This window comes from Arthrobacter sp. SDR-2R (assembly GCF_057747955.1).
This window is the reverse complement of the sequence record NZ_CM173231.1, coordinates 2,673,444-2,699,171: the sequence shown is the minus strand read 5'-3', so window position 1 is coordinate 2,699,171 and position 25,728 is coordinate 2,673,444. Positions and strand designations below refer to the sequence as shown.

24 protein-coding genes are annotated in these 25,728 nt (G+C 66.8%); 13 read left to right on the top strand and 11 right to left on the bottom strand.

The annotated features are described in order from the left end of the window. From AC3ANU_RS12575 to AC3ANU_RS12565, 3 genes are read right to left on the bottom strand one after another with little or no spacing between them, the layout of a single operon-like run. The gene (locus tag AC3ANU_RS12575; RefSeq protein ID WP_018771168.1) at positions 1-879 is read right to left on the bottom strand and encodes an SURF1 family cytochrome oxidase biogenesis protein; all 879 of its coding nucleotides are present in this window, start codon (positions 877-879) and stop codon (positions 1-3) included. Further along, on the bottom strand, positions 880-1,143 hold the full coding sequence (locus AC3ANU_RS12570; RefSeq protein WP_144599722.1) for a hypothetical protein: 264 nt from the start codon (positions 1,141-1,143) through the stop codon (positions 880-882). After that, complete coding sequence (locus tag AC3ANU_RS12565; protein WP_018771166.1) at positions 1,140-1,571, bottom strand: DUF3099 domain-containing protein; 432 nt, start codon at positions 1,569-1,571, stop codon at positions 1,140-1,142. Before AC3ANU_RS12565 ends, AC3ANU_RS12570 begins: the two co-directional genes overlap by 4 nt. A gap of 151 nt (positions 1,572-1,722) precedes the next feature. Here AC3ANU_RS12565 and AC3ANU_RS12560 point away from each other — a divergent pair, with 151 nt between their 5' ends. Both AC3ANU_RS12560 and AC3ANU_RS12555 read left to right on the top strand, forming a co-directional pair. Beyond that, on the top strand, positions 1,723-2,448 hold the full coding sequence (locus AC3ANU_RS12560; RefSeq protein ID WP_018771165.1) for a beta-ketoacyl-ACP reductase: 726 nt from the start codon (positions 1,723-1,725) through the stop codon (positions 2,446-2,448). A 141-nt stretch (positions 2,449-2,589) separates the two neighbouring features. Then, the gene (locus AC3ANU_RS12555) at positions 2,590-3,354 is read left to right on the top strand and encodes an SDR family oxidoreductase (protein ID WP_018771164.1); all 765 of its coding nucleotides are present in this window, start codon (positions 2,590-2,592) and stop codon (positions 3,352-3,354) included. 73 nt (positions 3,355-3,427) lie between these two features. On the opposite strand, the gene serB is transcribed toward AC3ANU_RS12555, so the two are convergent. Beyond that, positions 3,428-4,321 carry a phosphoserine phosphatase SerB gene (gene serB / locus AC3ANU_RS12550; protein WP_488314621.1) on the bottom strand — a complete coding sequence of 298 codons (894 nt, stop codon included), beginning with the start codon at positions 4,319-4,321 and terminating at the stop codon, positions 3,428-3,430. Between the two features lie 136 nt (positions 4,322-4,457). Between serB and AC3ANU_RS12545 the strand changes: the two genes are divergently transcribed. The 6 genes from AC3ANU_RS12545 (at position 4,458) to lplAB (ending at position 9,238) form a co-directional block, all read left to right on the top strand. Next, positions 4,458-5,120, top strand: a complete 663-nt coding sequence (locus AC3ANU_RS12545) for a hypothetical protein (protein ID WP_488314620.1) — start codon at positions 4,458-4,460, stop codon at positions 5,118-5,120. A gap of 91 nt (positions 5,121-5,211) precedes the next feature. Then, entirely contained in the window at positions 5,212-5,997 is a 786-nt protein-coding gene (locus tag AC3ANU_RS12540; RefSeq protein ID WP_018771161.1) for an ABC transporter ATP-binding protein, read from the top strand. Between the two features lie 21 nt (positions 5,998-6,018). Beyond that, on the top strand, positions 6,019-6,804 hold the full coding sequence (locus AC3ANU_RS12535; protein WP_488314619.1) for a sulfite exporter TauE/SafE family protein: 786 nt from the start codon (positions 6,019-6,021) through the stop codon (positions 6,802-6,804). Between the two features lie 7 nt (positions 6,805-6,811). After that, positions 6,812-7,624, top strand: coding sequence for a TrmH family RNA methyltransferase (locus AC3ANU_RS12530; RefSeq protein WP_056390291.1), 813 nt, complete (start codon positions 6,812-6,814; stop codon positions 7,622-7,624). Between the two features lie 161 nt (positions 7,625-7,785). Continuing rightward, complete coding sequence (locus AC3ANU_RS12525) at positions 7,786-8,043, top strand: type B 50S ribosomal protein L31 (protein ID WP_018771158.1); 258 nt, start codon at positions 7,786-7,788, stop codon at positions 8,041-8,043. A 97-nt stretch (positions 8,044-8,140) separates the two neighbouring features. Beyond that, entirely contained in the window at positions 8,141-9,238 is a 1,098-nt protein-coding gene (gene lplAB / locus AC3ANU_RS12520) for a lipoate-protein ligase LplAB (RefSeq protein WP_488314618.1), read from the top strand. Between the two features lie 110 nt (positions 9,239-9,348). Here lplAB and pepN read toward each other — a convergent pair whose 3' ends face one another. Continuing rightward, the gene (gene pepN / locus AC3ANU_RS12515) at positions 9,349-11,967 is read right to left on the bottom strand and encodes an aminopeptidase N (RefSeq protein WP_488314617.1); all 2,619 of its coding nucleotides are present in this window, start codon (positions 11,965-11,967) and stop codon (positions 9,349-9,351) included. A gap of 33 nt (positions 11,968-12,000) precedes the next feature. Further along, positions 12,001-13,056, bottom strand: coding sequence for a YeiH family protein (locus AC3ANU_RS12510; protein ID WP_488314616.1), 1,056 nt, complete (start codon positions 13,054-13,056; stop codon positions 12,001-12,003). A 113-nt stretch (positions 13,057-13,169) separates the two neighbouring features. Here AC3ANU_RS12510 and AC3ANU_RS12505 point away from each other — a divergent pair, with 113 nt between their 5' ends. The 3 genes from AC3ANU_RS12505 to AC3ANU_RS12495 are packed head-to-tail and all read left to right on the top strand — an operon-like array spanning position 13,170 to position 16,561. After that, on the top strand, positions 13,170-14,726 hold the full coding sequence (locus tag AC3ANU_RS12505; RefSeq protein WP_056390300.1) for a circularly permuted type 2 ATP-grasp protein: 1,557 nt from the start codon (positions 13,170-13,172) through the stop codon (positions 14,724-14,726). Between the two features lie 60 nt (positions 14,727-14,786). Further along, positions 14,787-15,713: an alpha-E domain-containing protein gene (locus AC3ANU_RS12500; protein ID WP_013600945.1), complete on the top strand. Its 927-nt coding sequence runs from the start codon at positions 14,787-14,789 to the stop codon at positions 15,711-15,713. Further along, positions 15,710-16,561, top strand: a complete 852-nt coding sequence (locus tag AC3ANU_RS12495) for a transglutaminase family protein (protein WP_018771153.1) — start codon at positions 15,710-15,712, stop codon at positions 16,559-16,561. The genes AC3ANU_RS12500 and AC3ANU_RS12495 overlap by 4 nt, the downstream gene beginning before the upstream one ends. A 51-nt stretch (positions 16,562-16,612) precedes the next feature. Here the strand turns inward: AC3ANU_RS12495 and AC3ANU_RS12490 are convergent, their stop codons facing one another. The 3 genes from AC3ANU_RS12490 to glgC form a co-directional block, all read right to left on the bottom strand. Then, positions 16,613-17,083: a pyridoxamine 5'-phosphate oxidase family protein gene (locus AC3ANU_RS12490; RefSeq protein ID WP_026266057.1), complete on the bottom strand. Its 471-nt coding sequence runs from the start codon at positions 17,081-17,083 to the stop codon at positions 16,613-16,615. A gap of 18 nt (positions 17,084-17,101) precedes the next feature. Next, positions 17,102-18,553 carry an SDR family NAD(P)-dependent oxidoreductase gene (locus tag AC3ANU_RS12485; protein ID WP_056390307.1) on the bottom strand — a complete coding sequence of 484 codons (1,452 nt, stop codon included), beginning with the start codon at positions 18,551-18,553 and terminating at the stop codon, positions 17,102-17,104. Positions 18,554-18,639: 86 nt separating this feature from the next. Continuing rightward, the gene (glgC, locus tag AC3ANU_RS12480; protein WP_018771150.1) at positions 18,640-20,049 is read right to left on the bottom strand and encodes a glucose-1-phosphate adenylyltransferase; all 1,410 of its coding nucleotides are present in this window, start codon (positions 20,047-20,049) and stop codon (positions 18,640-18,642) included. A 102-nt stretch (positions 20,050-20,151) separates the two neighbouring features. On the opposite strand from glgC, the gene glgA reads away from it, so the two are divergent. Beyond that, the gene (glgA, locus tag AC3ANU_RS12475; RefSeq protein WP_488314615.1) at positions 20,152-21,357 is read left to right on the top strand and encodes a glycogen synthase; all 1,206 of its coding nucleotides are present in this window, start codon (positions 20,152-20,154) and stop codon (positions 21,355-21,357) included. 104 nt (positions 21,358-21,461) lie between these two features. Here the strand turns inward: glgA and AC3ANU_RS12470 are convergent, their stop codons facing one another. Beyond that, positions 21,462-23,576 (bottom strand): acyl-CoA dehydrogenase family protein, encoded by a 2,115-nt coding sequence (locus AC3ANU_RS12470; RefSeq protein WP_018771148.1) that lies wholly within the window; start codon positions 23,574-23,576, stop codon positions 21,462-21,464. Between the two features lies 1 nt (position 23,577). Then, the gene (locus AC3ANU_RS12465) at positions 23,578-24,348 is read right to left on the bottom strand and encodes a TetR family transcriptional regulator (RefSeq protein ID WP_196804786.1); all 771 of its coding nucleotides are present in this window, start codon (positions 24,346-24,348) and stop codon (positions 23,578-23,580) included. 19 nt (positions 24,349-24,367) lie between these two features. Here AC3ANU_RS12465 and AC3ANU_RS12460 point away from each other — a divergent pair, with 19 nt between their 5' ends. After that, positions 24,368-25,723, top strand: coding sequence for an acetyl-CoA C-acetyltransferase (locus tag AC3ANU_RS12460; RefSeq protein ID WP_018771146.1), 1,356 nt, complete (start codon positions 24,368-24,370; stop codon positions 25,721-25,723). The last annotated feature ends 5 nt before the right edge of the window (positions 25,724-25,728 follow it).

Below are 25,728 nucleotides of genomic sequence, written 5' to 3'. Positions count from 1 at the left end.
TCAGTACCCCTGTGCGTCCAGGAGGGCGTCTTCTTCCTCCTCCGCCGTGGCCCTCTTGCGCTTGCGCGGCGGGGCCGGCCGGCGGCGGGAGGCGGGGACGGCTGAATGCACGGCGCCGTCCGGCAGAGCCTCTTCCTCCTCCTCGGCGTCGATCGCTGCATTGCGGGCCTGCTGCCGGGCCGCGTAACCGAAGCCGACGAACATGAGCACGCCGAAGGCGAACCACTGCAGTGAATAGGACAAGTGTGTGCCCTCGTCCGTGGACGGCTTGGGGAACGCGACGGGCATGTCGGCGGACGGCGGCGTCTCCGACGCAAGCTGGCCGTAGGCCCCCGTGAGCAGGGGATAGCCCAGCTGCGCGGCGTACGTGGGCAGGTCGATCGATGCGAGCTGGCCTTCGGGCGCCCCGCGCTGAAGTTCCGGCTCGCCGTGCTTCAGGCGGACGACGGCGGTGACCTCACCGGACGGGGGTGCCGGCACCGAATCCGGGCTGCCCGGGTTCTTGTTTCCGATGGGCAGCCAGCCGCGGTCGATAACGACGGTTTCGCCGGTGGCCAGGCGGAAGGGGACCACCACCTCGTACCCCGGCTGCCCGTTGAGCGGGCGGTTGCGGACAATCCGCTGGCCGGCGGCATCGTAGGAGCCCTTCAGCTCAACCTGGGTCCACTCCTTGGCCGGGTCCAGCTGGTTGAACTGGTCCCGTGCCTGCGTGAAGGGGATGGGTGTGGCCGAGTAGTTGCTGACCACGCGGTTGATCTCGGCCAGCGTCTCGGCGCGGCGGTCCATCTGCCAGCGGCCCAGGAAGACGCATGCGGTGGCAAAGATCGCGGCCAGCAGGAGATAGCCCAGCCATTTGCTGGAAAAGAGGAAGCGGTACATTCAGATGTCCTGCTCGGGTGAACCGTCGTCGCCTGGGCGCAGGGGAAGCGTTTCCTTCCAGAGCCCCCGCGTCTGCAGGTACTCCTCCAGCCAGTCCCGGTGGTCGGCGCAGGCCAGCCAAATCTTGCGGCGTTCAGGCGCATGAATCTTGGGATTGTTCCAGAGGAGCTGCCAGGACGCCTGGGCCCTGCAAGCCTTCCGTGAGCAGATGGCGGCCGTTTCGGATGCCAGGTCCGATCCTGCTGCAAAATCGAAAATGCTCATGATGCCTGCCGCTCCTCCCCGGGCCCGGGCTCCTCATCCTTCACCAGTTCGCCCTGGAGCACAGCGCTTCCCGGCTGGTCTTCCGTATCCGGGAGAACCGGGCTTTCAATCTCGGCCAGGGGAGCGGAATCCAGCAGCAAATCGCTGTGGGCCTCAGCCTTGTCGCTCCCGTTGGCGATGACCACCGCAATCCAGGGCAGGAACACCGCGCCCGCCACGGCAATGATCTTGAACCAGCCGTCCACCACGAAGATCAGGATCAGGCACACCATGCGGATCCCCATCGCCAGGGCGTACTTGATCATCCGCTGGCGCATGTCCTCAGAGTGCGCGCCGGCAGCGTCGGTAATGCTGTGGACCTCGGTGTCGCCGGAGAACCGGCCCGGTTCTTCGGGCGCGGAATGTCCCGCATGGTTTTCAAGGGTCACGGTGGATGATCACGCTCCAAAGGCTTCCCTCAATTCTCGCACCATCGGCAGTGCTGCCCAAACCCGCAGCGGGCCTGCCGCTAAGATCGGAGGCAGCCCAAACCACACCCGCTACCGCGGCGCAGCCTGCCGCAGAATCCGGAGCCCCTCTATGACTGAAACAGCTTCCGCGCCCCGCAGCGTCCTGATCACAGGCGGCAACCGCGGCATCGGCTTGGCCATCGCCCAGGCGTTCCTGGCCAACGGTGACAAGGTGGCGGTGACCTACCGCAGCGAAACCCAGCTGCCTGACGGCATCCTCGGGGTCAAGGCGGACGTCACCGATGAGGCTTCCGTTGACGCAGCGTTCAAAGAAGTGGAGGCTGCCCACGGCCCGGTGGAAGTGCTGGTGGCCAACGCCGGGATCACCAAGGACACCCTGCTCCTGCGCATGAGCGAGGACGACTTCACCTCCGTCATCGACACCAACCTGACCGGCGCCTTCCGTGTCATCAAGCGTGCCTCCAAGGGCATGATCCGGCTTCGCAAGGGCCGCGTGGTCCTGATCTCGTCCGTCTCCGGTCTCTACGGCGCCCCGGGCCAGATCAACTACTCCGCCTCCAAAGCCGGCCTGGTGGGCATCGCCCGGTCCCTCACCCGCGAACTCGGCTCCCGCGGCATCACGGCCAACGTGGTCGCTCCCGGCTTCATCAACACCGACATGACCGCCGAGCTCCCCGAAGCCACCCAGAAGGACTACCTGGCCAGCATCCCCGCCGGGCGCTTTGCCGAAGCGTCCGAGGTGGCCAACGTGGTCCGGTGGATCGCCAGCGACGAGGCCGCCTACATCTCCGGCGCGGTCATCCCCGTGGACGGCGGCCTGGGCATGGGCCACTGACTCGTCCGGACCTTGCCCCTGCAGGAAACTAGCCGGGCGGCGCTTATTTGTCGGAGCCGCACAAGGGATATCGGCAACAGCCGCTGGCATGATGGACTGCAGACCACAACGATTTAGATGTTTTGAACAAAGGAAGCTCGAATGGGACTGCTGGACAACAAGACGGCCATCGTCACGGGATCATCGCGGGGCATCGGCGCCGACGTAGCAAAGATCCTCGCCTCGGAGGGGGCCGCCGTCGTGGTCAACTACCGCCAGAAGGCGCCCCGCGCCAACAAGGTGGTGCAGGGAATTGAAGCCGCCGGCGGACGCGCTGTCGCCGTCGGCGCCGACCTCACCACGCAGGAGGGCGTGCAGGCCCTCGCCAGTGCCGCCATGGAGAACTTCGGATCGCTGGACATCCTGGTGCTGAACGCCTCCGGCGGCATGGAAACCGGCATGGGGGAGGACTACGCCCTGAAGCTCAACCGCGACGCCCAGGTGAACATGCTCAACGCCGCAGTGCCCCTGATGAAGGAAGGTTCCCGCGTGGTGTTCGTCACCAGCCACCAGGCCCACTTCATCAACACCGTCCCCACCATGCCGGCCTATGAGCCCGTGGCCCGCAGCAAGCGCGCCGGCGAGGATGCCCTGCGCGGCCTGATCCCCAACCTGGCGGAGAAGGGCATCTCCCTGGTGGTGGTGTCCGGCGACATGATCGAAGGCACCGTCACCGCCACGCTCCTGGACCGCTCCACCCCGGGCGCCATTGAGGCCCGCCGCGCGGAAGCCGGGAAACTGTATTCCGTGGAGGAGTTCGCCCAGGTGGTGGCCGGCATGGCAACGGCCGACGTCGAATCCGGCCACACCGAGTACGCCGGCGGAGCCGACTACTTCGGCAAGGGCGCCCAGCAGCCTTCCAGCTAGGTACCAGGAACGTGGCTCCCGCTGCCGGGCAATTCGGCGGCGGGAGCCACAGCCATTTAAGGCGCCAGCAGGGTCAGACGCCGGCCACGTGGCGGACGGCGTCCAGGTACGGCATGTTCAGGGCTGCGTCGGCCACGGCGCGCACGGCAGGCTTGGCGTTGAACGCCACCCCGATCCCCGCAGCGCCGAGCATGTCCAGGTCGTTGGCGCCGTCGCCTACAGCCACGGTGTGCTCCAGGGCGATGTCCTCCGCCGCGGCCCACTCCCGCAGGTACTTCTCCTTGGCGGCCCTGTCCACCACCGCGCCCAGCACCCTGCCGGTCAGCACGCCGTCAACGATTTCAAGTTCATTGGCCTGCCAGTAGTCCAGGCCCAGGTCGGCGGCAATCGGCTCAAGGATCTGGTTGAACCCGCCGGAGACCACGGCCACAACGTGGCCGGCCGCCTTGAACGCCGCCACCAACTCCCCGGCGCCTTCGCTGAGCTTCACTTCGTGGCGCACGGAATGGACGACGTTGGCCGGCAGCCCCGCGAGCACCGCCACCCGGGCGTGCAGGCTCTGGGCGAAGTCCAGTTCGCCGCGCATGGCAGCTTCCGTGACAGCCGCGACTTCCTCGCGTTTGCCGGCGTAGGCGGCCAGGAGTTCGATGACCTCCTGCTGGATCAGGGTGGAATCCACATCCATGATCAGCAGCTTCCGGGCAGCGGCCCGAAGACCGGCTGGAACAAGCGCCGTGTCGAAATCTCCGGTCGCGGCGTCCGCCACGGATCGGCGCAGGGCGGCGAGCGCCGCCGCGGTCACGTCCGGAAGGGCCAGTTCGAGGATGCGGACCTGGTACCGGTCGTCCGCCGGAGACGATTCGGACAGCACCTGGGCGCCGTGCGATGCAAGGACGGAACGCAGCTCCTCCAGCCCGGTTGGGGTCACATTGCGGCCATAGCTGACCGCAGTCACGTTCGAAGTCATGCCTGCAATCTTAGCCAGCGCCGACCGGACGACCGGAATTCGTTGCGGACAGGCGGATAGCGCCGGCACTGCTGCCGGGCCTACCATAATCGTGGCTGGGTTTCCGACGGACGCGTCCTGACACCAGGAGACACAGATGGACCAGCCAACCACGATTCCCGGCGACAGGACCGCAGCAGTGTGCGCCTACGCCGCGGCAGCTGCCGGGGCCCTGGGCGCGGTGACCCTGGGGGTCATGTACGCCGTCGAGGTCCCCCGGGGCGGCCCTTACGTATTCGGCACCATCAACGACGCCACCGGCGCTGCGTTCAACGTGCTGGCCATTCCGGTCATCCTTCAGGTCCACCGAAGGGCGCCCCGTGCGGTGTGGACGGAGCCAGTGACCTGGCTCACGGTTTCAGCCTGCGCTGCAGGTGCTGCCAGTTCCGCACTGCTTGTCCTGAGATTGCTTGATTTCAACACTTCCACCGCTGTTTCCGTCGCGTCCATCACCCTGCAGGGCGCGTGGTTCCTGGCCATCCACGCCCGGCTGCGCAGGGTGGAGGACTATCCGCGCAGCCTGTCCGGATTGGGGCGCGCCATCGGCGGTGGAATGCTGTTTGGATTTGCCTTGGCTGCAGCAGGCTTCTCCGTGGAGCGGCCGGCGTGGCTGCGGACGGCACTGATGGCGGCCGGGGCAGCGGCGGTGGGCGCAGCGTGGCTGGCCTGGCCCTACTGGTATTACAGGGCAGGGCAGTACTTGGGCGGCAGGCTGCGTTCCGGAACTGTGCCGGCGGCCGGAGCCCAGGACGGCGGTTGAGGGCAAAGCCGGCGCCAGCCGGAGACTGCCACTTAGGGGGCCTTCACACCGGTTATCAGTCATCTTGTTTTTTGTCCTAGTGTCTACTCCTATGAGTGATGTTCTGGAACTGGACTCCGTCAGCGTTGTCCGAGGTAAGAAAACCCTGCTGGACAAGGTTGACTGGCAGGTCAATGAAGGCGAACGGTGGGTCATCCTGGGCCCCAACGGCGCCGGCAAAACCACCCTCCTCCAGATCGCGGCGGCCCGGCTCCACCCGAGCAGCGGCACCGCGGGCATCCTCGACGAAGTCCTGGGCCGCGTCGACGTCTTCGAACTCCGCCCGCGCATCGGCCTCTCGTCCGCAGCCCTCGCCACCCAGATCCCCGAACAGGAGAACGTCCTGAACGTGGTGGTCACCGCGGCCTACGGCGTCACCGGCCGCTGGCGCGAAGGCTACGAGCGCGACGACGAACGCCGCGCGTTCCGTCTGCTGAACGACTGGGGCATGGGGCCGCTCCTCAACAGGACCTTCGCCACCCTGTCCGAAGGCGAGCGCAAGCGCGTCCAGATCGCCCGGGCCCTCATGACGGACCCCGAACTGCTCCTCCTGGACGAGCCGGGCGCCGGCCTGGACCTGGGCGGCCGCGAAGAGCTGGTCCACAAGCTGGGCGAACTCGCCAGCGACGAGGCCGCGCCGGCCATGGTCCTGGTCACGCACCACCTCGAGGAAGTCCCTCCGGGTTTCACGCACGCCATGCTGCTGCGTGACGGCGGCGTGGTGGCCGCCGGTCCCATCACCGAGGTGCTGACCGAAGAGCACCTGAGCACCACCTTCGGCCTGCCGCTGTCGGTGACCGAAAACGCCGGGCGCTACACCGCCACAGCCCGCCGCTAGAGCAGGCCTGCGCCAACTACCTTGGAACTCTTCAGCAGCATCATTGTGTTCATCGCCGGCCTGTGGGCCGGCACCATCAACGCGGTGGTCGGGTCCGGCACCCTGGTCACCTTCCCGGTGCTCATCGCCCTGGGCGTGGCCCCGGTGGTGGCCTCCATGAGCAATGCCATGGGCCTGGTGGCGGGGACCGCTGCCGGCGCCTTCGGGTACCGGCGCGAGCTGGCCGGCCGGGGACGGCAGGTGCTGCGCCTGCTGCCGGCATCGGTCCTGGGCGGCGTCTCCGGCGCCTGGCTGCTGCTGCACCTGCCGGAGAAGGTGTTCCACTACGTTGCGCCGGTCCTCCTGGTCCTGGCGCTGCTGATGGTGGTGTTCCAGCCGCGGCTCCAGGACTGGGTGCGCAACCGCGAGGCCAACCCGGAGCACGCCGTCCGGGACAAGCGCCACGGGATCCTCCTCATAGTGCTGGTGTACCTTGCCGGCGTGTACGGCGGCTACTTTGTTGCGGCGCAGGGAATCCTGCTGGTCGGCATCCTGGGCATATTCCTCACCGGCACCATCCAGAACGCCAACGCCATGAAGAACATCCTGGTCCTCGGCGTGAACATGGTGGCGGCCATCTCCTACCTGCTGTTCGCCTTCGACCGGATCAACTGGCTGGTGGTGCTGCTCATTGCGGTCAGCTCCACCATCGGCGGCCTTATGGGCTCGAAGGTAGGCCGGAAGCTTTCGCCGCGCGTCCTCCGCGCGGTGATCTTCAGCCTGGGCATCGTGGCCCTCGGCGTGATGATCGCCAACCTGCTGAAATAATCACCGGGTGACCTTCCACTACCTCGACTCTGCCGATGACCCGCGCGTCAGCGACTACACCACCCTGACGGACGTGCACCTGCGCAAGCTCCGTGAACCCGCCGAGGGGATGTACATCGCCGAGTCGTCGCGGGTCCTTCGCAGGGCGTTGGCTGCGGGCCACCAGCCGCGCTCGTTCTTCCTGGCGGAGAAGTGGATGGCGGACCTCGGCGACGTCTTCCAGGCATATCCCGACGTCCCGGCCTTCATTGGCTCGGCAGCCCTGCTGGAGGAAATCACGGGTTTCCACCTGCACCGCGGCGCCATGGCGGCCATGCAGCGCCCTGCGCCGGTGCCGCTGCCGGATCTCCTGGCCGGAGCGCGGCGTGTGGCCGTCCTGGAGGACATCGTGGACCACACCAATGTGGGCGCCATCTTCCGTTCTGCCGCGGCGCTGGACATCGACGCCGTCCTGGTCTCACCCCGGTGCGGGGACCCGCTGTACCGGCGCAGCGTCAGGGTCAGCATGGGCACGGTGTTCCAGGTTCCCTGGGCGCGCCTGCAGGACTGGCCGGGCGACCTCCAGGTGCTCAAGGACCACGGCTTCACGGTTGCCGCACTGGAGCTGACGCCGGACGCGGAGGACGTCGACGCCGTCGCCTCGCGCAACGTGGACAGGCTCGCCCTGGTGCTTGGCACCGAAGGCGCCGGCATGAGCCCCCAGACCCTCGCCGCCGTCGACCTCGCCGTCAAAATCCCCATGCGCAACGGTGTGGATTCCCTCAATGTTGCTGCCGCCTCGGCCGTGGCGTTCTGGGAGCTCCGGGCGCGGAAGGGGTAGGCGAAGCCGCAGGTGAACCGGTTCGTCAGTCCCTCCCGCATCCGCTATGATGGATAGCTGGTTGTCCTGCTTTTTCAGCTTCGGCTGATGCAACAGATCCCAGCCATCCCATTCATACCTGGCAGCTGGCAAAATCCAGCTGCGCGAACAAAGGTCCCATTATGAAGTCTGATACACACCCGAAGTATGAAGCTGTTGTCTTCAACGACCTGGCCTCCGGCACCAAGTTCCTGACCCGCTCCACCGTGTCTTCCAACAAGACCATCGAGTGGGAAGACGGCAACACCTACCCGGTCATCGACGTCGAAATCTCTTCCGAGTCCCACCCGTTCTACACGGGCAAGCAGCGCATCATGGACTCTGCAGGCCGCGTCGAGCGCTTCAACGCTCGCTTCAAGGGCTTCGGCGGCAAGAAGTAAATTTCTTCCCCAAGGTCTGATGGAATGCCCGCACCGGAAACGGCGCGGGCATTCCGCTTTTAACCGTGCACCCGTTTTCTGGGGCAGGATGGAAAGCATGACCGAGCCGCATATTCCTGCCCATGATGCCGCCAGCAACCAGCGCCTGCACGGCGAGTACAAGGTTCCGGGCGGCAAGCTCGTGGTGGTTGACCTGGCCGTGGTGGACGGTGCCTTGTCCGGCGTCTCCGTCAGCGGGGACTTTTTCCTGGAGCCGGACGAGGCACTGGAGGACATGAACCGCGCACTGACCGGCCTGCCGGACACCGCGCCCGCCAAGGACCTCGCAGCCGCCGTCACGGCCGCACTGCCGGCCGGAGCCGTGCTGTTCGGCTTCTCCGCGGACGCCGTTGCCGTCACCGTCCGCCGTGCCCTGGCCAAGGCAACCTCCTGGGGAGACCACGAGTGGAACGTCATTGCGCCTACCGTGCTTCCCACCGAAATCAACGTTGCCCTGGACGAGGTGCTCACCGAGGCCGTCGGCGCGGGGGCTCGCACGCCCACGCTGCGGTTCTGGGACTGGCAGGAGCCGTCCGTGGTCATCGGCAGTTTCCAGTCCGTGCAGAACGAGGTGGACCCCGACGGCGTCGCCAGGCATGGCATCAACGTGGTCCGCCGGATCAGCGGCGGGGGAGCGATGTTCATGGAGGCCGGCAACTGCATCACGTATTCGCTCTACCTGCCGCAGACCCTGGTGGACGGGCTCAGCTTCGCCGATTCCTACCCCTTCCTGGACGCGTGGGTCATGGCCGCACTGGAACGGCTTGGCATCAACGCCTTCTACATCCCGCTTAATGACATTGCCACGGACCAGGGAAAAATCGGCGGCGCCGCACAGAAGCGCCTGGCCAATGGCGGCATGCTCCACCATGTCACCATGAGCTATGACATCGACGCCGACAAAATGGTGGAGGTCCTGCGGATCGGCAAGGAGAAGCTCTCCGACAAGGGCACCCGCAGCGCCAAGAAGCGGGTGGACCCGCTGCGGCGCCAGACTGGCCTGGCACGCACGTCGATCATCGAGGCGATGATGGCGGTCTTCAGCGAGCGTTACGGGGCAACGCCGTCAGAGCTGGCGGGACACGAACTGGCGGCCGCCGAGGAACGGGTGGCCGCCAAGTTCGGCACCAGGGAATGGCTCCATAGGGTCCCGTAACCGGGCAGCGCCCTGGCCTTAGGGTTCGATGCGCAGGGACCGCCCGTGCGCACCGGCCCCGGCCTTCACTGCGCAAGACGGGTCCATTGGCACCGCGGTTAGCGCTCAGATTACCCGGCGGCCTGCGCGGTGAGTCCCCGCAGCAGGTGGCTGCGCTGCTCGATGATGATCCTGCGCAGGGCGTGCGGTGCGCCGGGGTTGGCGGCCAGCCAGTCGTCCGTCCGGCGGACCACCGGGTGGTCTTCGGGGCGTGTGCCCGCCGCCAGGTCCTGCGCTGCGGGATAGAGTCCGCGGACAATCCGGCTGGCGATTTCGATGCTGCGCTCATCCCAGACAGTGCGCAGGCAGTCGAAGTACGGCTCCACGTACGGCTCCAACAAGGCCGGCGGCGCGGTGGTGAAGCCGGTGATGGTGGCGGTGAGGAGCTGGTTGGAGAGCTCATTCCCCTGGACCGCGGCCTGCCAGGCTGCTGCCTTGACCTCCGGGTCGGGGCGGGATGCCATGGCAGTTGCGTGTCCGGCCCGGCCTGAGGCCGTGGTGTCCCGCGCCAGCTCGGCGTCGAGCCCGGCCGCGCTGGCCTGCCCGTTGGCGGCCAGCGCATGCCAGAGCTGCCAGCGCAGCTCGGCGTCCACCGCCAGGCCCTCCACGGGGAACGTGCCGTCCAGCAGGCCGCGGAGCCGGGGGAGCGCTGCTGCATCGTGCCGGCTGAGGGTGGCAAGGGTGCGCGCCCAGGCAAGCTGCGCGTCGGAGCCCGGGACCGCCCGGTCCAGCTCCGCTATGGCTGCCGCCAGGAAGGAAGCACGAACACTGTCACGGGTGTCCGCCGGGGTGTAGCGTTCGACGGCGGTAGTTGCATTGTCCAGGATATTCAGCAGCACCCCGATGCCCGTCTCAGCGGGACCGAAGGCGGCCACGGCGTCAACATATTGGCTCGCCGGGCTTTCGCCGTCGCGGGCGGAATTCCACAGTGCAGTCCAGCAGAGGGCGCGGGCCATGGGGTCCTTGATCCGGTCCAGGGATGCACGGACCGTGGCTTCCGACACCGGATCAAGCCGCACCTTGGCGTACGTCAGGTCCTCGTCATTGACCAGCAGGAGTGCCGGCCGCGGCCGCCCGGCGAGCTGGGGGAGCCCGGTCCGCGCGCCGGCCACGTCCGTTTCGATGCTTCCGGTCCGCACCAGTGCGCCGTCGGGGTCAAAATCGTAGGAGCCCACCCGGAGGCGGTGGGGGCGCAGCTCCTCACGTCCCGTCACCGGGTCCACTGCTTCCTGGACGATGGCCACCCGGCCCGGCACGCCGTCGTCGTCCTTCCCGCCGGCGGATCCGAGGTCCAGGGACAAGCGGGAAATTCCGGAGGTCTGCAGCCACTGCCGGGCCCATTCGGACAGGTCCCGCCCCGAGGCGGCAGCCAAGGCCGCGAGGAGGTCGGCCAGGGATGTGTTGCCGTAGGCGTGCTTCCGGAAGTACTCCCGCGACCCGGCGATGAAGGCGTCGAAGCCGACGTAGGCCACCAGCTGCTTGAGGACCGAGGCGCCCTTGGCGTAGGTAATCCCGTCGAAGTTCTGTTTGGCAGCCTCAAGGTCCGGGATGTCCGCCACGATGGGATGCGTGGTGGGGAGCTGGTCCTGCACGTAGGCCCATGCCTTGCGTTTGTTGGCGAAGTTGACCCAGGCCGTGTCCCAGTCCGTGGCCCGGTCAACACCGAGCGTTCCCATGTAGTCCGCAAAGGATTCCTTCAGCCACAGGTCATCCCACCACTGCATGGTCACCAGGTCGCCGAACCACATGTGCGCCATCTCGTGCATGAGCGTGTTAGCCCGCGCCTGGTACTGGGCGTCCGTGGCCCGCGACGTGAACACGTAGCTCTCCGTGAAGGTGACGAGCCCCGGGTTCTCCATGGCGCCGAGGTTGTATTCGGGGACGAACGCCTGGTCGTACTTGCCCCAGGGGTAGGGAAAGTCGAAGAGGCGGTTGAAGAAGTCGAGGCCCTTCTTGGTCAGGCTGAAGAGCTGCGCGGTGTCGAAGGAGTCCGCCATGGACGCGCGGCAGTAGAGGGCGAGCGGGACGTCCAGGCTGGTGCCGTCGTCGAGCGTGGCCTGCCAGCGGTCCTCGGCCTTGAAATACGGACCGGCCAGGACCGTGGTGATGTACGTGGACATGGGCAGGGTGGTGGCGAAGTCCCAGCACGCGGTGGCCGGATCGCTGGTCAGCAGGGTGCGGTTGGCCTCGGCGCCGTTGGAGGCAACCTGCCACCCGGCAGGGGCCATCACATGGAAGGTGAAGGTTGCCTTCAGGTCGGGCTGTTCGAAGTTCGCGAAGACCCGGCGGGCATCGGCGGGCTCGTACTGCGTGTACAGGTAGCACTGGCCGTCCGCGGGGTCCACGAACCGGTGCATGCCTTCGCCGGAGCGGCTGTACAGCGCTGTTCCGGTGACCGTGACCTGGTTTTCGGCCCGCAGGTTGTCCAGCCGGATCCGTGCGCCGTCCACCACGTCGTCCACCCGCAACCCCTTGCCGTTGAGGAACACGCTGTGCACGTCGCTGCCGATGAAATCCAGGAACGTGGTGGCACCGGGGTTTGCGGTGAAGGTGATGACGCTGCGGCTGGTGTACCCGGGGACCGCCGGATCCGCTGCCTGCCGCACATCCAGGAAGATGTCGTAACTGGTGGTGCGGACAAGTGCTGAACGTTCAGCGGCTTCACGGCGCTGCAGATTCTCATGTGACACCCGGCTATCTAATCACGGTGCTGATTCGTTGGCTCAGCCGGCGATCAGGAAGGCGGCACCCAGGCCCAGCACGGCAATCAGGAGCCAGGACGCGAGGGCCGCCAGGAGTGCCTGCCCGCCGGTGTGGAGCAGGGTGCGGATCCGCACCGCAGAGCCAAGGCCAAACAGGGCCGCACCCAACAGGATGTCCTGCAGCGTGGTCCCGAGGTCCAGCCAGCCGCCGGACAGCCAGCCCGTGGAGCGCAGGCCCACCATGGCAACAAAGCCCACCACGAACAGCGGCACCAGCGGAGGCATTTCCGCTGTCACGCCCTCGGCGCCCAAGGCCCGCACGCCGTTGCGGTGATGCGCACCCGCCAGGGCGGCGACGGGCGCCAGCAGCAGCACGCGGGTGAGCTTAACGACGACGGCGACCGCCAGGGCAGCGGTACCTGCGGTTTGCGCCGTGGCCACCACCTGGCCCACGTCGTGGACCGACGCGCCGGTCCACGCCCCGAAGACTGTGGCCGTGAGTCCCAGGGGCTGGGCGAGGAGGGGCAGGACGCCGATGGCCAGCGTCCCGCAAAGGGTGACCAGGGCCACGGGCAGGACGGTTTCCACATGCCGGATGCGCCGGACCGCGGCTATGGCGCCAATGGCGGAGGCACCGCAGATGGAGAATCCGGTGGCCACCAGCAGTGACGTCACGGGCGGGAGGCGGAACAGGCGGGAGATCGCGTACGTCCCGCCGAAACTGGCGGCCACGACGCCCACGATCAGGACCAGTGCCAGCCACCCCAGGCCCAGGACGTCCATGACACTGACCTTCAGTCCAAGGAGTACGATTCCACCGCGCATCAGGTGCTTGCCGGCGAAGTCCAGTCCCGGGCGGGCCCGGCCCGCCGTCCAGCCGCCGGCACCGGGCAGGTTGGCGGCGAGCACGCCGAGGACCACGGCCAGGGTCATGGCAGGAAGGGCCGGCAGCAGCCCATGCACCAGGAACGCCGCCGCGACGGCGGCAGCGGCGGTCAGCAGACCCGGAACCAGCCGGGCAATCCCGGGTCCGGAACCGCCGTGGCCCGGCGCTGGAAGGATTCTGCTGACTGGCACTCTCCTACTGTGCCCGACAGTGCCCGTAAAGTACGAACCGGGCCATTGGCGCCAACACGCCAGAATGGATGGCAGTAATGAATTCGAAACAAAAAGATGGTTGGCTATTGGACATGTCAGACCTATTCCAGGATTACTCCGAGGCCGCAGGCCGCACCGGAGCCTACGACGAGATGTTCGCCCCGGGGCAGCAGGCCAGGGACTCGTACGGGCAGGTGGCGGACGCGCTCCGGAAGCTCTCCCTGGCGGACGTCAGCGCACGCGCCGACTCCATGGCCCGCACCTTCCTGGACCGCGGGGTGACGTTCGACTACGCGGGCGAGGAGCGGCCCTTTCCGCTGGACATCGTTCCCCGGGTCATCCCGGCGGCCGAATGGGACGTGCTGGAAAAGGGCGTTGCCCAGCGCGTCCGCGCCCTGGAAGCTTTCCTGAACGACGTCTACGACAAGATGACCGTGGTGTCCGATGGCGTGATCCCGCGCCAGCTGGTGACCACCAGCGCCCACTTCCACCGGCAGGTCCACGGCTTCGAGCCGGCAGGCGGGGTCCGGGTCCACATCTCCGGCATCGACGTGGTCCGCGATGCCGCGGGCACTTTCCGGGTCCTGGAGGACAATGTCCGCGTCCCTTCCGGCGTCAGCTACGTGCTGGAGAACCGGCGTGCCATGGCCAAGGGCCTGCCCGAGGCCTTCGGCCAGCAGCTCATCCGGCCCGTCGAGGAATACCCGCGCCGCCTGCTCTCGGCCCTGCGCAAGACCGCACCCGCGGGCGTGGACGATCCCACCGTCGTCGTCCTGACGCCTGGGGTGTTCAACAGCGCCTACTTCGAACACACCCTCCTGGCCGGCCTGATGGGCGTTGAGCTGGTGGAGGGCCGCGACCTGATCTGCCGCGGAAACCGCGTCTACATGCGCACCACGGCCGGTGAACAGCGCGTGGATGTCATCTACAAGCGGATCGACGACGACTTCCTTGACCCGCTCCAGTTCCGCTCCGATTCCATGCTTGGCTGCCCCGGACTGGTGAATGCCGCCCGCGCCGGCGGCGTCACCATCGCCAACGCGGTGGGCAATGGCGTGGCCGACGACAAACTGGTTTACAGTTACGTGCCTGACCTGATCCGCTACTACCTCAGCGAGGAACCCATCATCGCCAACGTGGACACCTTCCGCCTGGAGGAAAAGGAGGCCAGGGAGTACACCCTGGACAACCTCGCGGAGCTGGTGGTCAAGCCCGTTGACGGTTCCGGCGGCAAGGGCCTGGTCATCGGTCCGGATGCCTCCAAGGACGAACTGGACGCCCTCCGGCAGCGGATCATCGCGGACCCCCGCGGCTGGATTGCCCAGCCGGTACTGCAGCTCTCCACCGTTCCCACCCTGGGCGGGGACAAATTCGGCCCGAGGCACGTGGACCTGCGGCCCTTTGCCGTGAACGACGGCGACAACGTCTGGGTGCTCCCGGGCGGCCTGACCCGCGTGGCACTGAAGGAAGGGTCCCTGATCGTCAACTCCAGCCAGGGCGGCGGATCCAAGGACACCTGGGTCCTGGCCGATTCACCCCAGATGCCGGTGGAAACCGTGCCCCGGCAGTCCGTCACGGTCCGTGAACGGGTCTCCGTGTGGCCGGTGGAAAGCAACTGGCGCGACCGCCAGTCGGAGCAGCAGCAGTGAGCCGCGCCGCCGTCGGGCATTTCCCTTTCACTGTTCCGGGCACGCTGGAGGTAGCCGCGAATGCTTAGCCGTATTGCCGAGTCCCTGTTTTGGATCGGCCGCTATGTCGAACGGGCGGACGGAACCGCCCGCATCCTTGACGTTCACCTGGAACGCCTGAACCACCTCCCCATGGAGGAGCGCAAGAGCGTGGCCCAGGAACTGCTGGCGGTCATGGGTGCCCGGCCGCAGAGCGAGGACTTCGGCCTGCCGGAACTGCTCCATGCCCTGGCCTACGACAAGACCAGCGCCACGTCCATCGCCGGCTCCCTGGGTGCTGCCCGTGAGAATGCCCGCCGTGCCCGCGAAACCGTGTCCTCGGGCCTCTGGGAGAGCCTGAACACCACCTATTACGGCTTGAGCCAGCACCGCAAGGACGTGGTGGGCACCTACCGCTTCTGCAACTGGACCCTGGAGCGCACCGCCATGGTCAGCGGCCTTGCCGACACCACAGTGAGCCATGACGAAAGCTGGCTCTTCCTGGTCCTGGGCCGTTCGCTGGAACGCGCGGACATGACGGCCAGGATGCTGTCCACCCGCGACGTGCTCTCCGCCGGCATGTCCTGGGTCAACATGCTGCGCTGCGCCGGTGCCTATGAATCCTTCCTGCGCACCCGCCGGGCGGCATTCGGGGACCAGCACGCCGCGGAGTTCCTGCTGCTGGACCGGCTGTTCCCCCGCTCCATCGTCTACGCGCTGCGGGACGCCGACGAGTGCCTGGCCAAGCTGGACCCGTCCGCGCAGCGGGTGGGCTTCATCAACGACGCCCGCCGCATCGTGGGGCAGGCCCGGACCTTCCTTGAGTTCCACCGGACGGATGACCTCATGTCCGAACTGCCCGAGCACATGGAGCGTGTACAGAAGGCAGTGTCCCAGGCCTCGGATGCCATTTCCCGTAAGTACTTCAATCAGGCGGACGAACTTGCCTGGGTGGGAGAAGTGTCATGACCCGGTTGAGCATCGTCCACAGGACGGCCTACAAGTACAACAAACGGGTGACCCTGTCCTACAACGAGGCCCGGATGACGCCGCTGACGGATTCGCAGCAGGTGGTCCTGGAGTCCGTGGTGAAGGTGTCCCCGTCCCAGGCGGCGGTGAGCACGTACCGCGATTACTGGGGGACCAGGGTGACCGCGTTCGACATGCAGATGCCGCACGAGAACCTTGAGGTGGTCTCCAACATCACGGTGGAAGTCCACCGTGCCGAGAAGATCCCGGCTGAAGCGGACATCGTGGGCTGGGACGTCCTTGCCTCCCCGGAGACGCTGGACGCGTTCAGCGACTGGCTGCCGCAGTCCCGGCTAAGCGGGCCGGGCGACGAAGTGCTGGGCATCATCCCGGACGTCGTGGCCGGGAAAAACCCGCACGAGGCCGCCATGGCCGTCTTTGCCTGGATGCGGGGGGAGATGACGTACATGTCCGGCTCCACCGCCGTCACCACCAATGCGGAGGAAGCCTGGGGCCAGCGCCAGGGCGTGTGCCAGGACCTGGCGCACCTGGCCATCGGTGCCCTGCGAAGCTGCGGCATTCCGGCCCGCTATGTGTCCGGCTACCTGCACCCGCGGTCCAGCGCCGGCATCGGCGAGACCGTGGCCGGGCAGTCGCACGCGTGGCTGGAATGGTGGGACGGTGACTGGCGCAGCTGGGATCCCACCAACCACAAACCCGCCGGCGACTTCCACGTCACGGTGGCCCGCGGACGGGATTACCGTGACGTGCCACCGCTCAAGGGCATCCTGTCCGGAGGCGGCGGGTCCGCCTTGAAAGTCAGCGTGGAGATCACGCAGCTCGCCTGAGCCACGTCAGGTTCCCCGGCTTCCATCGCCGGGGAACCCGGGCCGCCGGCTCTATTCCGGCGCCGTCCTGGCGGTGCTGCTGATCTGGGTCCACCATGTCATCGGATCAGTGACCTTGAAGCGGCGGCCCGTGACTGAGTCCGGGGTGATGCGCACGAATGCGTCCTTCCGCCCCGACTGCCACGGGAAGAGGTACAGGCGGGAGGTCTCCAGCACCTCCTCGGTGCTCTTGACCAGGGCGGCGGTGCCCTTGATCACCACGCTCCATGCCAGGCCCGTGTCGGCGTCCACACCGTCCGCCTCCACGGCTACTGCAGCATCGTCGCCGGTCGCCGCCGAGAGTTTGGTTCCCTGGCCGGTCCGGAAGACCAGCGTGCCGCCGTCCACCGTGTAATTCACCGGGAAGATGTCCGGGCGTCCCTCAACCAGTACTGCCAGCCTGCCCACGGATACGGTACGCAACAGGGCCCAGCATTCATGGTGTTCGAGGTTCTGCACTTGGGTAGATGACTCGTTGCTCATGCGGTGAGCATACGCCCTTCACCAAGGGCTGGGCTTGTAATCCTTCAGGAAGACACCGTACTGGTCCTCGCCCTTTTCGCCCATGACGATTGGATCGTAAACGCGGGCCGCGCCGTCTACCAGGTCCAGGGGTGCGTGGAAGCCTTCCTCCATGAGCCGGACCTTGGTGAAGTGGGGACGTTCGTCCGTGATCCAGCCGGTGTCCACCGCGGTCATCAGGATGCCGTCGGTGTCCAGCATCTCCTGGGCGCTGGTGCGGGTCATCATGTTCAGCGCGGCTTTGGCCATGTTGGTGTGCGGATGTCCCGGGCCCTTGTAGGCGCGGGAGAACTGGCCCTCCATGGCTGAGACGTTCACGATGTATTTCCGCCGTGCGGAGGAGCGCTTCATGGCCCCGCGCAGGCGGCTGACCAACAGGAACGGCGCGGTGACGTTGCAGAGCTGCACCTCGAGCATCTCGAGGGGATCCACTTCGTCCACCACCTGGGTCCAGCTGTTGATGGTGGCAAGGTCCGGGACCAGGCCGCCGGCGTCGATGGCGGTCCCCGAAGCGATCCGCTCCAGCGACGCGGATCCGGTGGACAATGCCAGTGATGTGATGGCGTCGCCGGCCAGGACCGGATGTTCGGTGACGCTGCCTGCAAGCGCCAGCGGGTGCTTGTCATGGGCATGGCCGAAGGTCAGCAGTTCGGGGCCGCCGTTGGCCGCTTCAAGCGCCGCGGGCAGCGGCTCGTCCTCGGCGTCCACCAGCGGCTTGTAGGCGTTGCCGGAGCGACGCACGGTCTGGGCGGCGTTGTTGATGATGATGTCCAGTGGACCGGCCTCGTTGAGGGAGTCGGTCAGTGCCATGACCTGGGCAGGATCGCGCAGGTCGATGCCCACGATCCGGAGCCGGTGCAGCCACTCGCCGCTGTCTTCCATGGCGGCGAAGCGCCGGGCCGCATCCTTGGGGAAGCGGGTGGTGATGGTGGTGTGCGCCCCGTCGCGCAGCAGCCGGAGGGCGATGTACATCCCGATCTTGGCGCGGCCCCCGGTCAGCAGGGCGCGGCGGCCGGTCAGGTCGGTCCGGGCGTCGCGCTTGCTGTGGCTGAAGGCAGCGCATTCGGGGCAGAGCTGGTGGTAGAAGGCGTCCACCTGCGTGTAGTGCTGCTTGCAGATGTAGCAGGGGCGGGACCGGATGAGGTGGCCCGCAATCTTGCCGGTGGCTGAGGGCGCCAGCTTGTTGCCGCGGGTCTCGTCATCGATCCGGTCCGGTGCGGCGGTGGCCGTCTGGGCAATGACGGCCCGGTCGGCGTCGGCGATCGAGTCGCGCTTGGTGACCCTGCGGTGGCGCTTGACGGCCTTGAACATCTTTCCGGTGGCGCGGCGTACAGAGATGTAGTCCGGATGCTCCTCGTCATAGGCGTGGATGGTGTTCAGGACCTTGAGGCAGGCCTGGATGTCCTCAGGGGTCAGATCGGGGGAGCTCATTGGGAAAATTTTACAGCGTACGCCGCAGGCCGGGACACCATCAGCGGTGTCCCGGCCTGCAGGATGCCTTTGGGGAGGGCCCGGGGTCAGGAAACCCTGGCGCCGGGCGCGGCTTCCGCGGCCGCGGCGGCGTGCGTGTCAGCCACCTTGTCCGCGGCCTCGCGCATGTTCGGGTACTGGTCCGTGGCGGCCTTCACGGCGTTGGGCAGCTGGCTGAGGTGCCGTGCAGCGAGCCGGCGTTCCTCTTCGCCCGGCTCAGGGACTTCCTGGCCCTTGGCAAGGACAGTGATGCCGGAATCGGTGACCTTGAAGCCGCGGGCGCGGTCAAGGTCCGGATCCAGTCCGATTGCGGCACCAGCTGGCACCTTGACGTTCTTGTCCAGGATGGCCCGGTTGATCACTGCCCCTTCGCCCACCTGGACCTTGTCCATCAGTACCGAGTCGATGACCCTGCCGCTGGTGGCCACGTATACGTCGTTGGACAGCACGGAGCCTTCCACCACGCCGCCTGAGATCACCACGCCGCTGGAGACGATCGAGTCCAGCGCCGTGCCCACGGTGTTGTTCTTGCCGCGGACGAACTTGGCCGGCGGGGAAATGCTTTGCCGCGTGTAGATGGGCCATTCGGAGTTGTAGAGATTGAACACCGGCAGTGGGGAGATGAGGTCCATGTGGGCGTCGTAGAAGGAGTCGATGGTGCCAACGTCGCGCCAGTAGGTGCGGTCGCGTTCGGTGGAGCCGGGGATGTCGTTGAGCGTGAAGTCGTAAACGCCGGCCTCGCCGCGGTTGACGAAGTAGGGAATGATGTCCCCGCCCATGTCGTGCTTGGTGTCCAGGCGCTCAGCGTCCACGTGCAGCGCAGCCACCAGGGCATCGGCGTCGAACACGTAGTTGCCCATGGAGGCCAGGAACTGTGAAGGATCGGCAGCCAGGCCGGGCGTGGAGGACGGCTTCTCAACGAAGGCGGCGATCTTCTGGGGATCGTTCTGGTCCACTTCGATGACGCCGAACTGGTCGGCCATGTGCAGCGGCTGCCGCACTGCCGCCACCGTTGCCTTGGCACCGCTGTTCACGTGCTGTGCCACCATCTGGGCGAAGTCCATGCGGTACACGTGGTCGGCGCCCACCACCACAACAATGTCCGGGTTGGCGTCGTGGATGAGGTTCAGGGACTGGTAGATGGCGTTGGCGCTGCCCAGGAACCAGCTCTTGCCTACGCGCTGCTGGGCGGGAACCGAAGCGATGTAGTTGCCCAGCTGGGTGGACATCCGCCACGTCTCGGAGATGTGCCGGTCGAGGCTGTGCGACTTGTACTGCGTCAGCACCACGATCTGGAGGTAGCGGGAATTGACCAGGTTGGACAGCGCGAAGTCGATGAGGCGGTAGCTGCCGGCGAAGGGCACGGCGGGCTTTGCCCGGTCTGCCGTCAGTGGCATCAGCCTGTTTCCCTCGCCACCTGCGAGGACAATGGCCAGGACTTTTTTCGTTAACGGCATGATGGTCGCTCCTGTACGCCTTCGTAACTCCCCAAGACAGTCCGGTAGGCCCGGACTCCTTCACACTAGAACAGTTATGCGTGAAGGACTACCTTGGGTCTTGTGCGAATAGACATTGTGACTAAAGAGTTCCCGCCGGAGATCTACGGTGGCGCCGGGGTGCATGTAGCCGAATTGAGCAGGGTGCTTAGCAAGCACGTTGACCTGCAGGTTCGTGCTTTTGGGGCTCCCCGCGACGCCGACTACCATGGCGCGACCGTGACGTCCTACCAGGTCCCGGAGGACCTGGGCGGGGCGAACGCAGCGGTGCAGACCCTGGGCGTCGACCTGCGAATCGTGCCCGACGTCCAAGGCGCGGACCTGGTCCATTCGCACACCTGGTACGCCAACATGGCCGGGCACCTGGCCTCCCTGCTGCACGGTATCCCGCACGTTCTCAGCGCGCACAGCCTTGAGCCGCTGCGGCCTTGGAAGGCTGAGCAGCTCGGCGGCGGCTACGCCCTGTCCTCCTGGGTGGAAAAGACGGCCTATGGAGCGGCTGCGGCGATCATCGCCGTCTCCGAGGGCATGCGCCAGGACATCCTGCGCAGCTACCCCAACGTGGATCCCACAAAGGTCCGCGTGGTCCACAACGGCATCGACGTGGAGCTTTGGCAGCGTGATGAAAACGACGACGCCGTCCGCGCCCTGGGCATCGACCCCGCCAAGCCAAGCGTCGTCTTTGTGGGAAGAAACACACGGCAGAAGGGCGTCCCCTACCTCCTGCGGGCGGCGGCGAAGCTTCCCGCCGATGTTCAGTTGGTCCTGTGCCTTGGCGCCGCGGACACCCCCGAACTGGCAGCCGAAACCGCAGCGCTCATCGAAGAGCTGCAGAAGCAGCGCACAGGCGTTGTCCTGATCGAACGGATGCTGCCGCGCCATGAGCTGATCCAGGTGCTCAGCCATGCCACCGCCTTCGCGTGCCCGTCCATCTATGAACCGCTGGGCATCGTCAACCTCGAAGCCATGGCCTGCGGGGCAGCCGTGGTGGCCAGCGCCACGGGCGGTATCCCCGAGGTGGTTGAGCACGGCCGGACCGGACTCCTGGTGGACCTGGAGCAGGTGACCGACGGCACCGGCACGCCCCTGGACCCTGAAAAGTTCGTCAAGGAGTTCGCTGAGGCCCTCACCGAGGTGGTATCCGATCCCGCACGGGCCCGCGCAATGGGAGAGGCAGGCCGGGAGCGCGCCGAAAAGCACTTCTCCTGGGAGTCCATCACGGAGACCACCCTTGAGGTCTACCGCTCGGTGCTGCCTGCGGCCCGCTGAGCGTACCGCCACGGACGCCTAAGGACGGCAACAACGACGGCGCCGCTCCCCAGCCAGGGGGAGCGGCGCCGTCGTGCTTTCCGGGCCTGCGCGCCGGCGGCTGATCAGGCTTTCCGGGCCGCTGCCGTCCTGGCAATCAGGACTTTCTCGTCCACGGGCGACTGCCCGCTTGCCCTTTCATTCCGGAAGTAGGCCCGGGCCTCGTCCTGCCGGGTTTTCTCGGCGCCCGTTGCGATGGCCGCCCGCACATGATCCCCGCCGTACCCGAAGGCGTCCACCAGGTCCAGGGCATGGGGCCGGATCCTCTCCAGCAGCCGGTTGATGTACCCGCCCACGGTGCGTGCCCGCTGCATGGAGAGCCGGCCGTTCATGAGGTACCAGGCCAGGTTCTTCTCGATCAGGGACAGGCCGAATAGGTCCCGCAGCCAGGTCAGCACCTTCCTGGTTCCGGGGTCGTCCACCTGCTGCAGGGCGTCCGTGAACGCCTCCCACTGCAGCAGTTCGGCGTGCGCCTGGGCGGCATCAATAAGTTCGTTCTGGTGCCGGTTGAACAAGGCGGCGCCCTGGTCCTGCGGCAGCCGTTTGCTGCCCTTCAAAGCAGCCGCGGCCTCGGCCACCATGGTCTGCACCCTGTCGGTAAGGAGGGCGCGCTGGCCTTCCTCGTCCCGCAGCGCGATGGCAGCCTTTTGGACCGAACCGGTGTCGGCCACGAACTGGGCCACCTGGCGCAGTCCGGTGCGGTGGACAGCTGCGCCGGCAGCCTGGTTCACCACGTACCGGGCCAGCACGCCGAAGTCCACGCTGCGGAATTCCTTGGCGTAGTCGGCCAGCAGACGCTTGGCCACCAGTTGGAGCAACACCGTGTTGTCGCCCTCGAAGGTGGCATACACGTCCAGGTCGGCGCGCAGTGATGCGAACCGGTTCTCAATCAGGAAGCCGGCGCCGCCGCAGGCTTCCCGGCATTCCTGCAAGGTGTCCAGGGCGTGCCAGGTGCTCAGCGGCTTCAGCGCTGCGGCCAGGGTTTCCAGGTCCTGTCGGTCCGCGTCGGTATCGTGGGCACCGGAGAAGACATCGTCGAACTTCTGCAGGAGCTGCTCGTGGGCAAAGCCGGCCGCGTAAGTGGTGGCAAGCCGGGTGAAGAGGCGCCGCTGGTGCCGCTGGTAGTCGAGCAGGACCTCTTCCTCCGTGTGCGACGAGGCGTTGAACTGGCGGCGTTCGGTGGCGTACTGGATGGCTGCTTTCAGGGCCACTTTGGACGCTGCGACGGCGGCACCGTCCAGTGACACCCGGCCCTGCACCAGCGTTCCCAGCATGGTGAAGAAGCGCCGGCCGGGGCTGGCGATGGGCGACGTGTAGGTCCCGTCGGCATCGACGTTGCCGTACCGGTTCAGGAGGTTCGTCCGCGGGATGCGGACGTTGGTGAAGTGCAGCCGGCCGTTGTCGATTCCGTTCAGGCCGCCCTTGATGCCGTCGTCCTCCCCGCCGATCCCGGGCAGGAATTCCCTGGTGGCGGGGTCCCTCAGGTCAACGTAGAAGGCATGCACCCCGTGGTTAACCCCGCGGGTAACCAGCTGGGCGAACACCACGGCGCCCAGGCCATCGATGGCGGCGTTGCCGATGTAGTCCTTCCAGGCGGCGCGGAAGGGGGTGTGGATGATGAATTCCCCGGCGGCGGGGTCATAGGTTGCGGTGGTGGCAATGCTGGCCACGTCCGAACCATGGCCCGTCTCTGTCATGGCGAAGCAGCCGGGGATTTCGAGGTTCATGATTCCCGGCAGCCATTTGGCGTGGTGGTCTGCGGTGCCCAGGTGCATCACCGCGGATCCAAAGAGTCCCCACTGGACGCCGGCTTTGATCTGCAGGGACGGGTCAGCCACCACCAGCTCCTCGAACCCGGCGATGTTTCCGCCGTGGTCGTCGGAACCGCCCAGTGCCGCCGGGAAGGCGCGGTGCACGGCTTCATTGTCCACAAGGTATTTGAGCTGGTCGAACACGCGGGCGCGGTGTTCGGTGTGCGTCAGGCCCTCGGTCTTGTGCAGTTCCGGCCTGGCGGCCAGGTCCCTTGCCTGGAGCCGCACGTCGGCCCACTTGCCCAGGAGCTGCCGGCCCAGTGCCTCGACGTCGACGGCGGGGGCAGGGCTGCTGCCTGCGGGTTTGGCTGCAGGGGTCGCCGCGGGGCGAAGCCCCTTGCGGGCGGGGCGGTCCACTACGTCAGTCATGTCACAGTCCTTCTTTGGCGGATAACTTGGTGGTCGGTGGGGCGGGAGTGAGTTCGGGGGCTATGCCCACGCACAGCCAGGCGGTTATCTGGCGCGCCATGGTCTCCTGGCTTGGTTTGGAGGGGGAGTCCGGAGTGCTGAGCCATTGTTCGCCGGCGTTCCGCACCAGGCCGATTGCCGCCTTGGGCCAGTAGCCGATGACGGTTTCCCTGTCGTCGCCCAGGTGCGACCGCATGGGGGTGGCGATCATGTCCGCAATTGCGTCAAAGAAGTGGCCCAGCGGGCCGCCTGCCGCCGACGGGTGCGGCGGGTTGGCGGGGTCGCCGGGGGCATAGCTCGTGACGAACGTGTACACGTTGGGACTGGTGTCCGCCATTTGCAGGTATGCCGAGACCATGGCCAGTAAACCTTCCCGGGGGGTCACAGCGCTTTGCGCTGCTTCCTGGATGCGGTGCTGCATCTGGCTGAGGACCACTTCGCCCACGGCCTGCTGCAGTCCGGCCTTGTCCCCGAAATACCGGTAAAAGACCGACTTCGAGGTTCCTGCCGCCGTTGCAATGTCCTCCATGGAGGCGTCGCTGCCCAGTGCGTGCACAGCGCGGCGGGCCTGCTTGATGAGTTCGCGGCGCCGTTCCTCCCGGTGGCTCTGCCAGCGCGCCGAACGGCCGTCAGAGCTGGCGGAAGACGGCAGCTCAACCGTCGCTGGAAAGCGCGTGTCCTGAAAGTTCACGATACCCAGCGTATCAGGTACGCTGGGTATCGGTAACCACATGTGACCAGAGGAGCCATCCATGTCCACAGACGGACAGTCCACCCCCACACCCGACGGATCAATCGCGGCCGGGGTCCCGGCAACCAGGAGGGCAGTGATCGTAGGGGCCAACCGGATCCCGTTCGCCCGTGCCGGCGGCGCTTATGCAAAATCCTCCAACCAGGACATGCTTACAGCTGCCCTGGACGGACTGATCGCACGCTTTGGGCTCCAGGACGAACGGATGGGCCAGGTGGCCGCCGGCGCCGTACTCAAGCACTCCAGGGATTTCAACCTCACCCGGGAGGCCGTGCTGGGCTCGGCACTTTCCGCCGAGACCCCGGTCTACGATCTCCAGCAGGCCTGCGCCACGGGACTTGAAACGGTGGTGGGCCTGGCGAACAAGATCAAGCTCGGGCAGATCGACTCGGCCATTGCCGGTGGCGTGGACTCAGCCTCCGACGCGCCGGTGGTAGTCAGCGAAGGGCTGCGCGAGGTCATCCTGGACCTTCACCGCGCCAAGACACTTCCCCAGCGCCTGCAGATCCTGAGCCGCCTCCGGCCCAAGGACCTGGCACCGCTGGCCCCGGGCACGGCAGAACCCCGCACCGGCCTGAGCATGGGTGAACACCAGGCCCTCACAACGGCACAATGGAAGATCTCCCGCGAAGCCCAGGACGAACTGGCGCTGAACAGCCACCACAATCTGGCTGCCGCCTACGAGTCCGGCTTCTTCGATGACCTCATGACCCCCTACCGCGGACTGACGCGGGACGCCAACCTGCGGGCCGATACATCGCTGGAAAAGCTTGCGTCCCTGAAGCCGGTGTTTGGCCGGAACCTCGGGGCAGATGCAACCATGACGGCAGGAAACTCGACCCCACTGACCGATGGTGCCTCCACAGTGCTGCTGGCGTCCGACGAGTGGGCAGATGCCCGCGACCTGCCGAAGCTGGCAGCAGTGGTGGACGCTGAAGCTGCGGCCGTGGACTTTGTCCACGGCAAGGACGGGCTGCTGATGGCCCCCGTGTTCGCTGTGCCCAGGCTCCTTGCCCGCCAAGGCCTTACGCTGGCGGACTTCGACTTCTTCGAAATCCACGAAGCATTCGCCGCCACTGTCCTCAGCACCCTGGCCGCGTGGGAGGACGAGGAATTCGGCCGTACCCGCCTCGGCCTGGACGGTGCTCTTGGCAGCATCGACCGCTCGCGCCTGAACGTCAACGGGTCCTCGCTGGCAGCGGGCCACCCGTTTGCGGCGACCGGCGGCCGCATTGTCGGCACGCTTGCCAAGATGCTCCACGCCAAGTCGGCGTCCACAGGTCGTCCTTCGCGCGGCCTGGTGTCCGTCTGCGCAGCCGGCGGCCAGGGCGTCGTCGCGATCCTGGAATCTCTGTAGGGGAC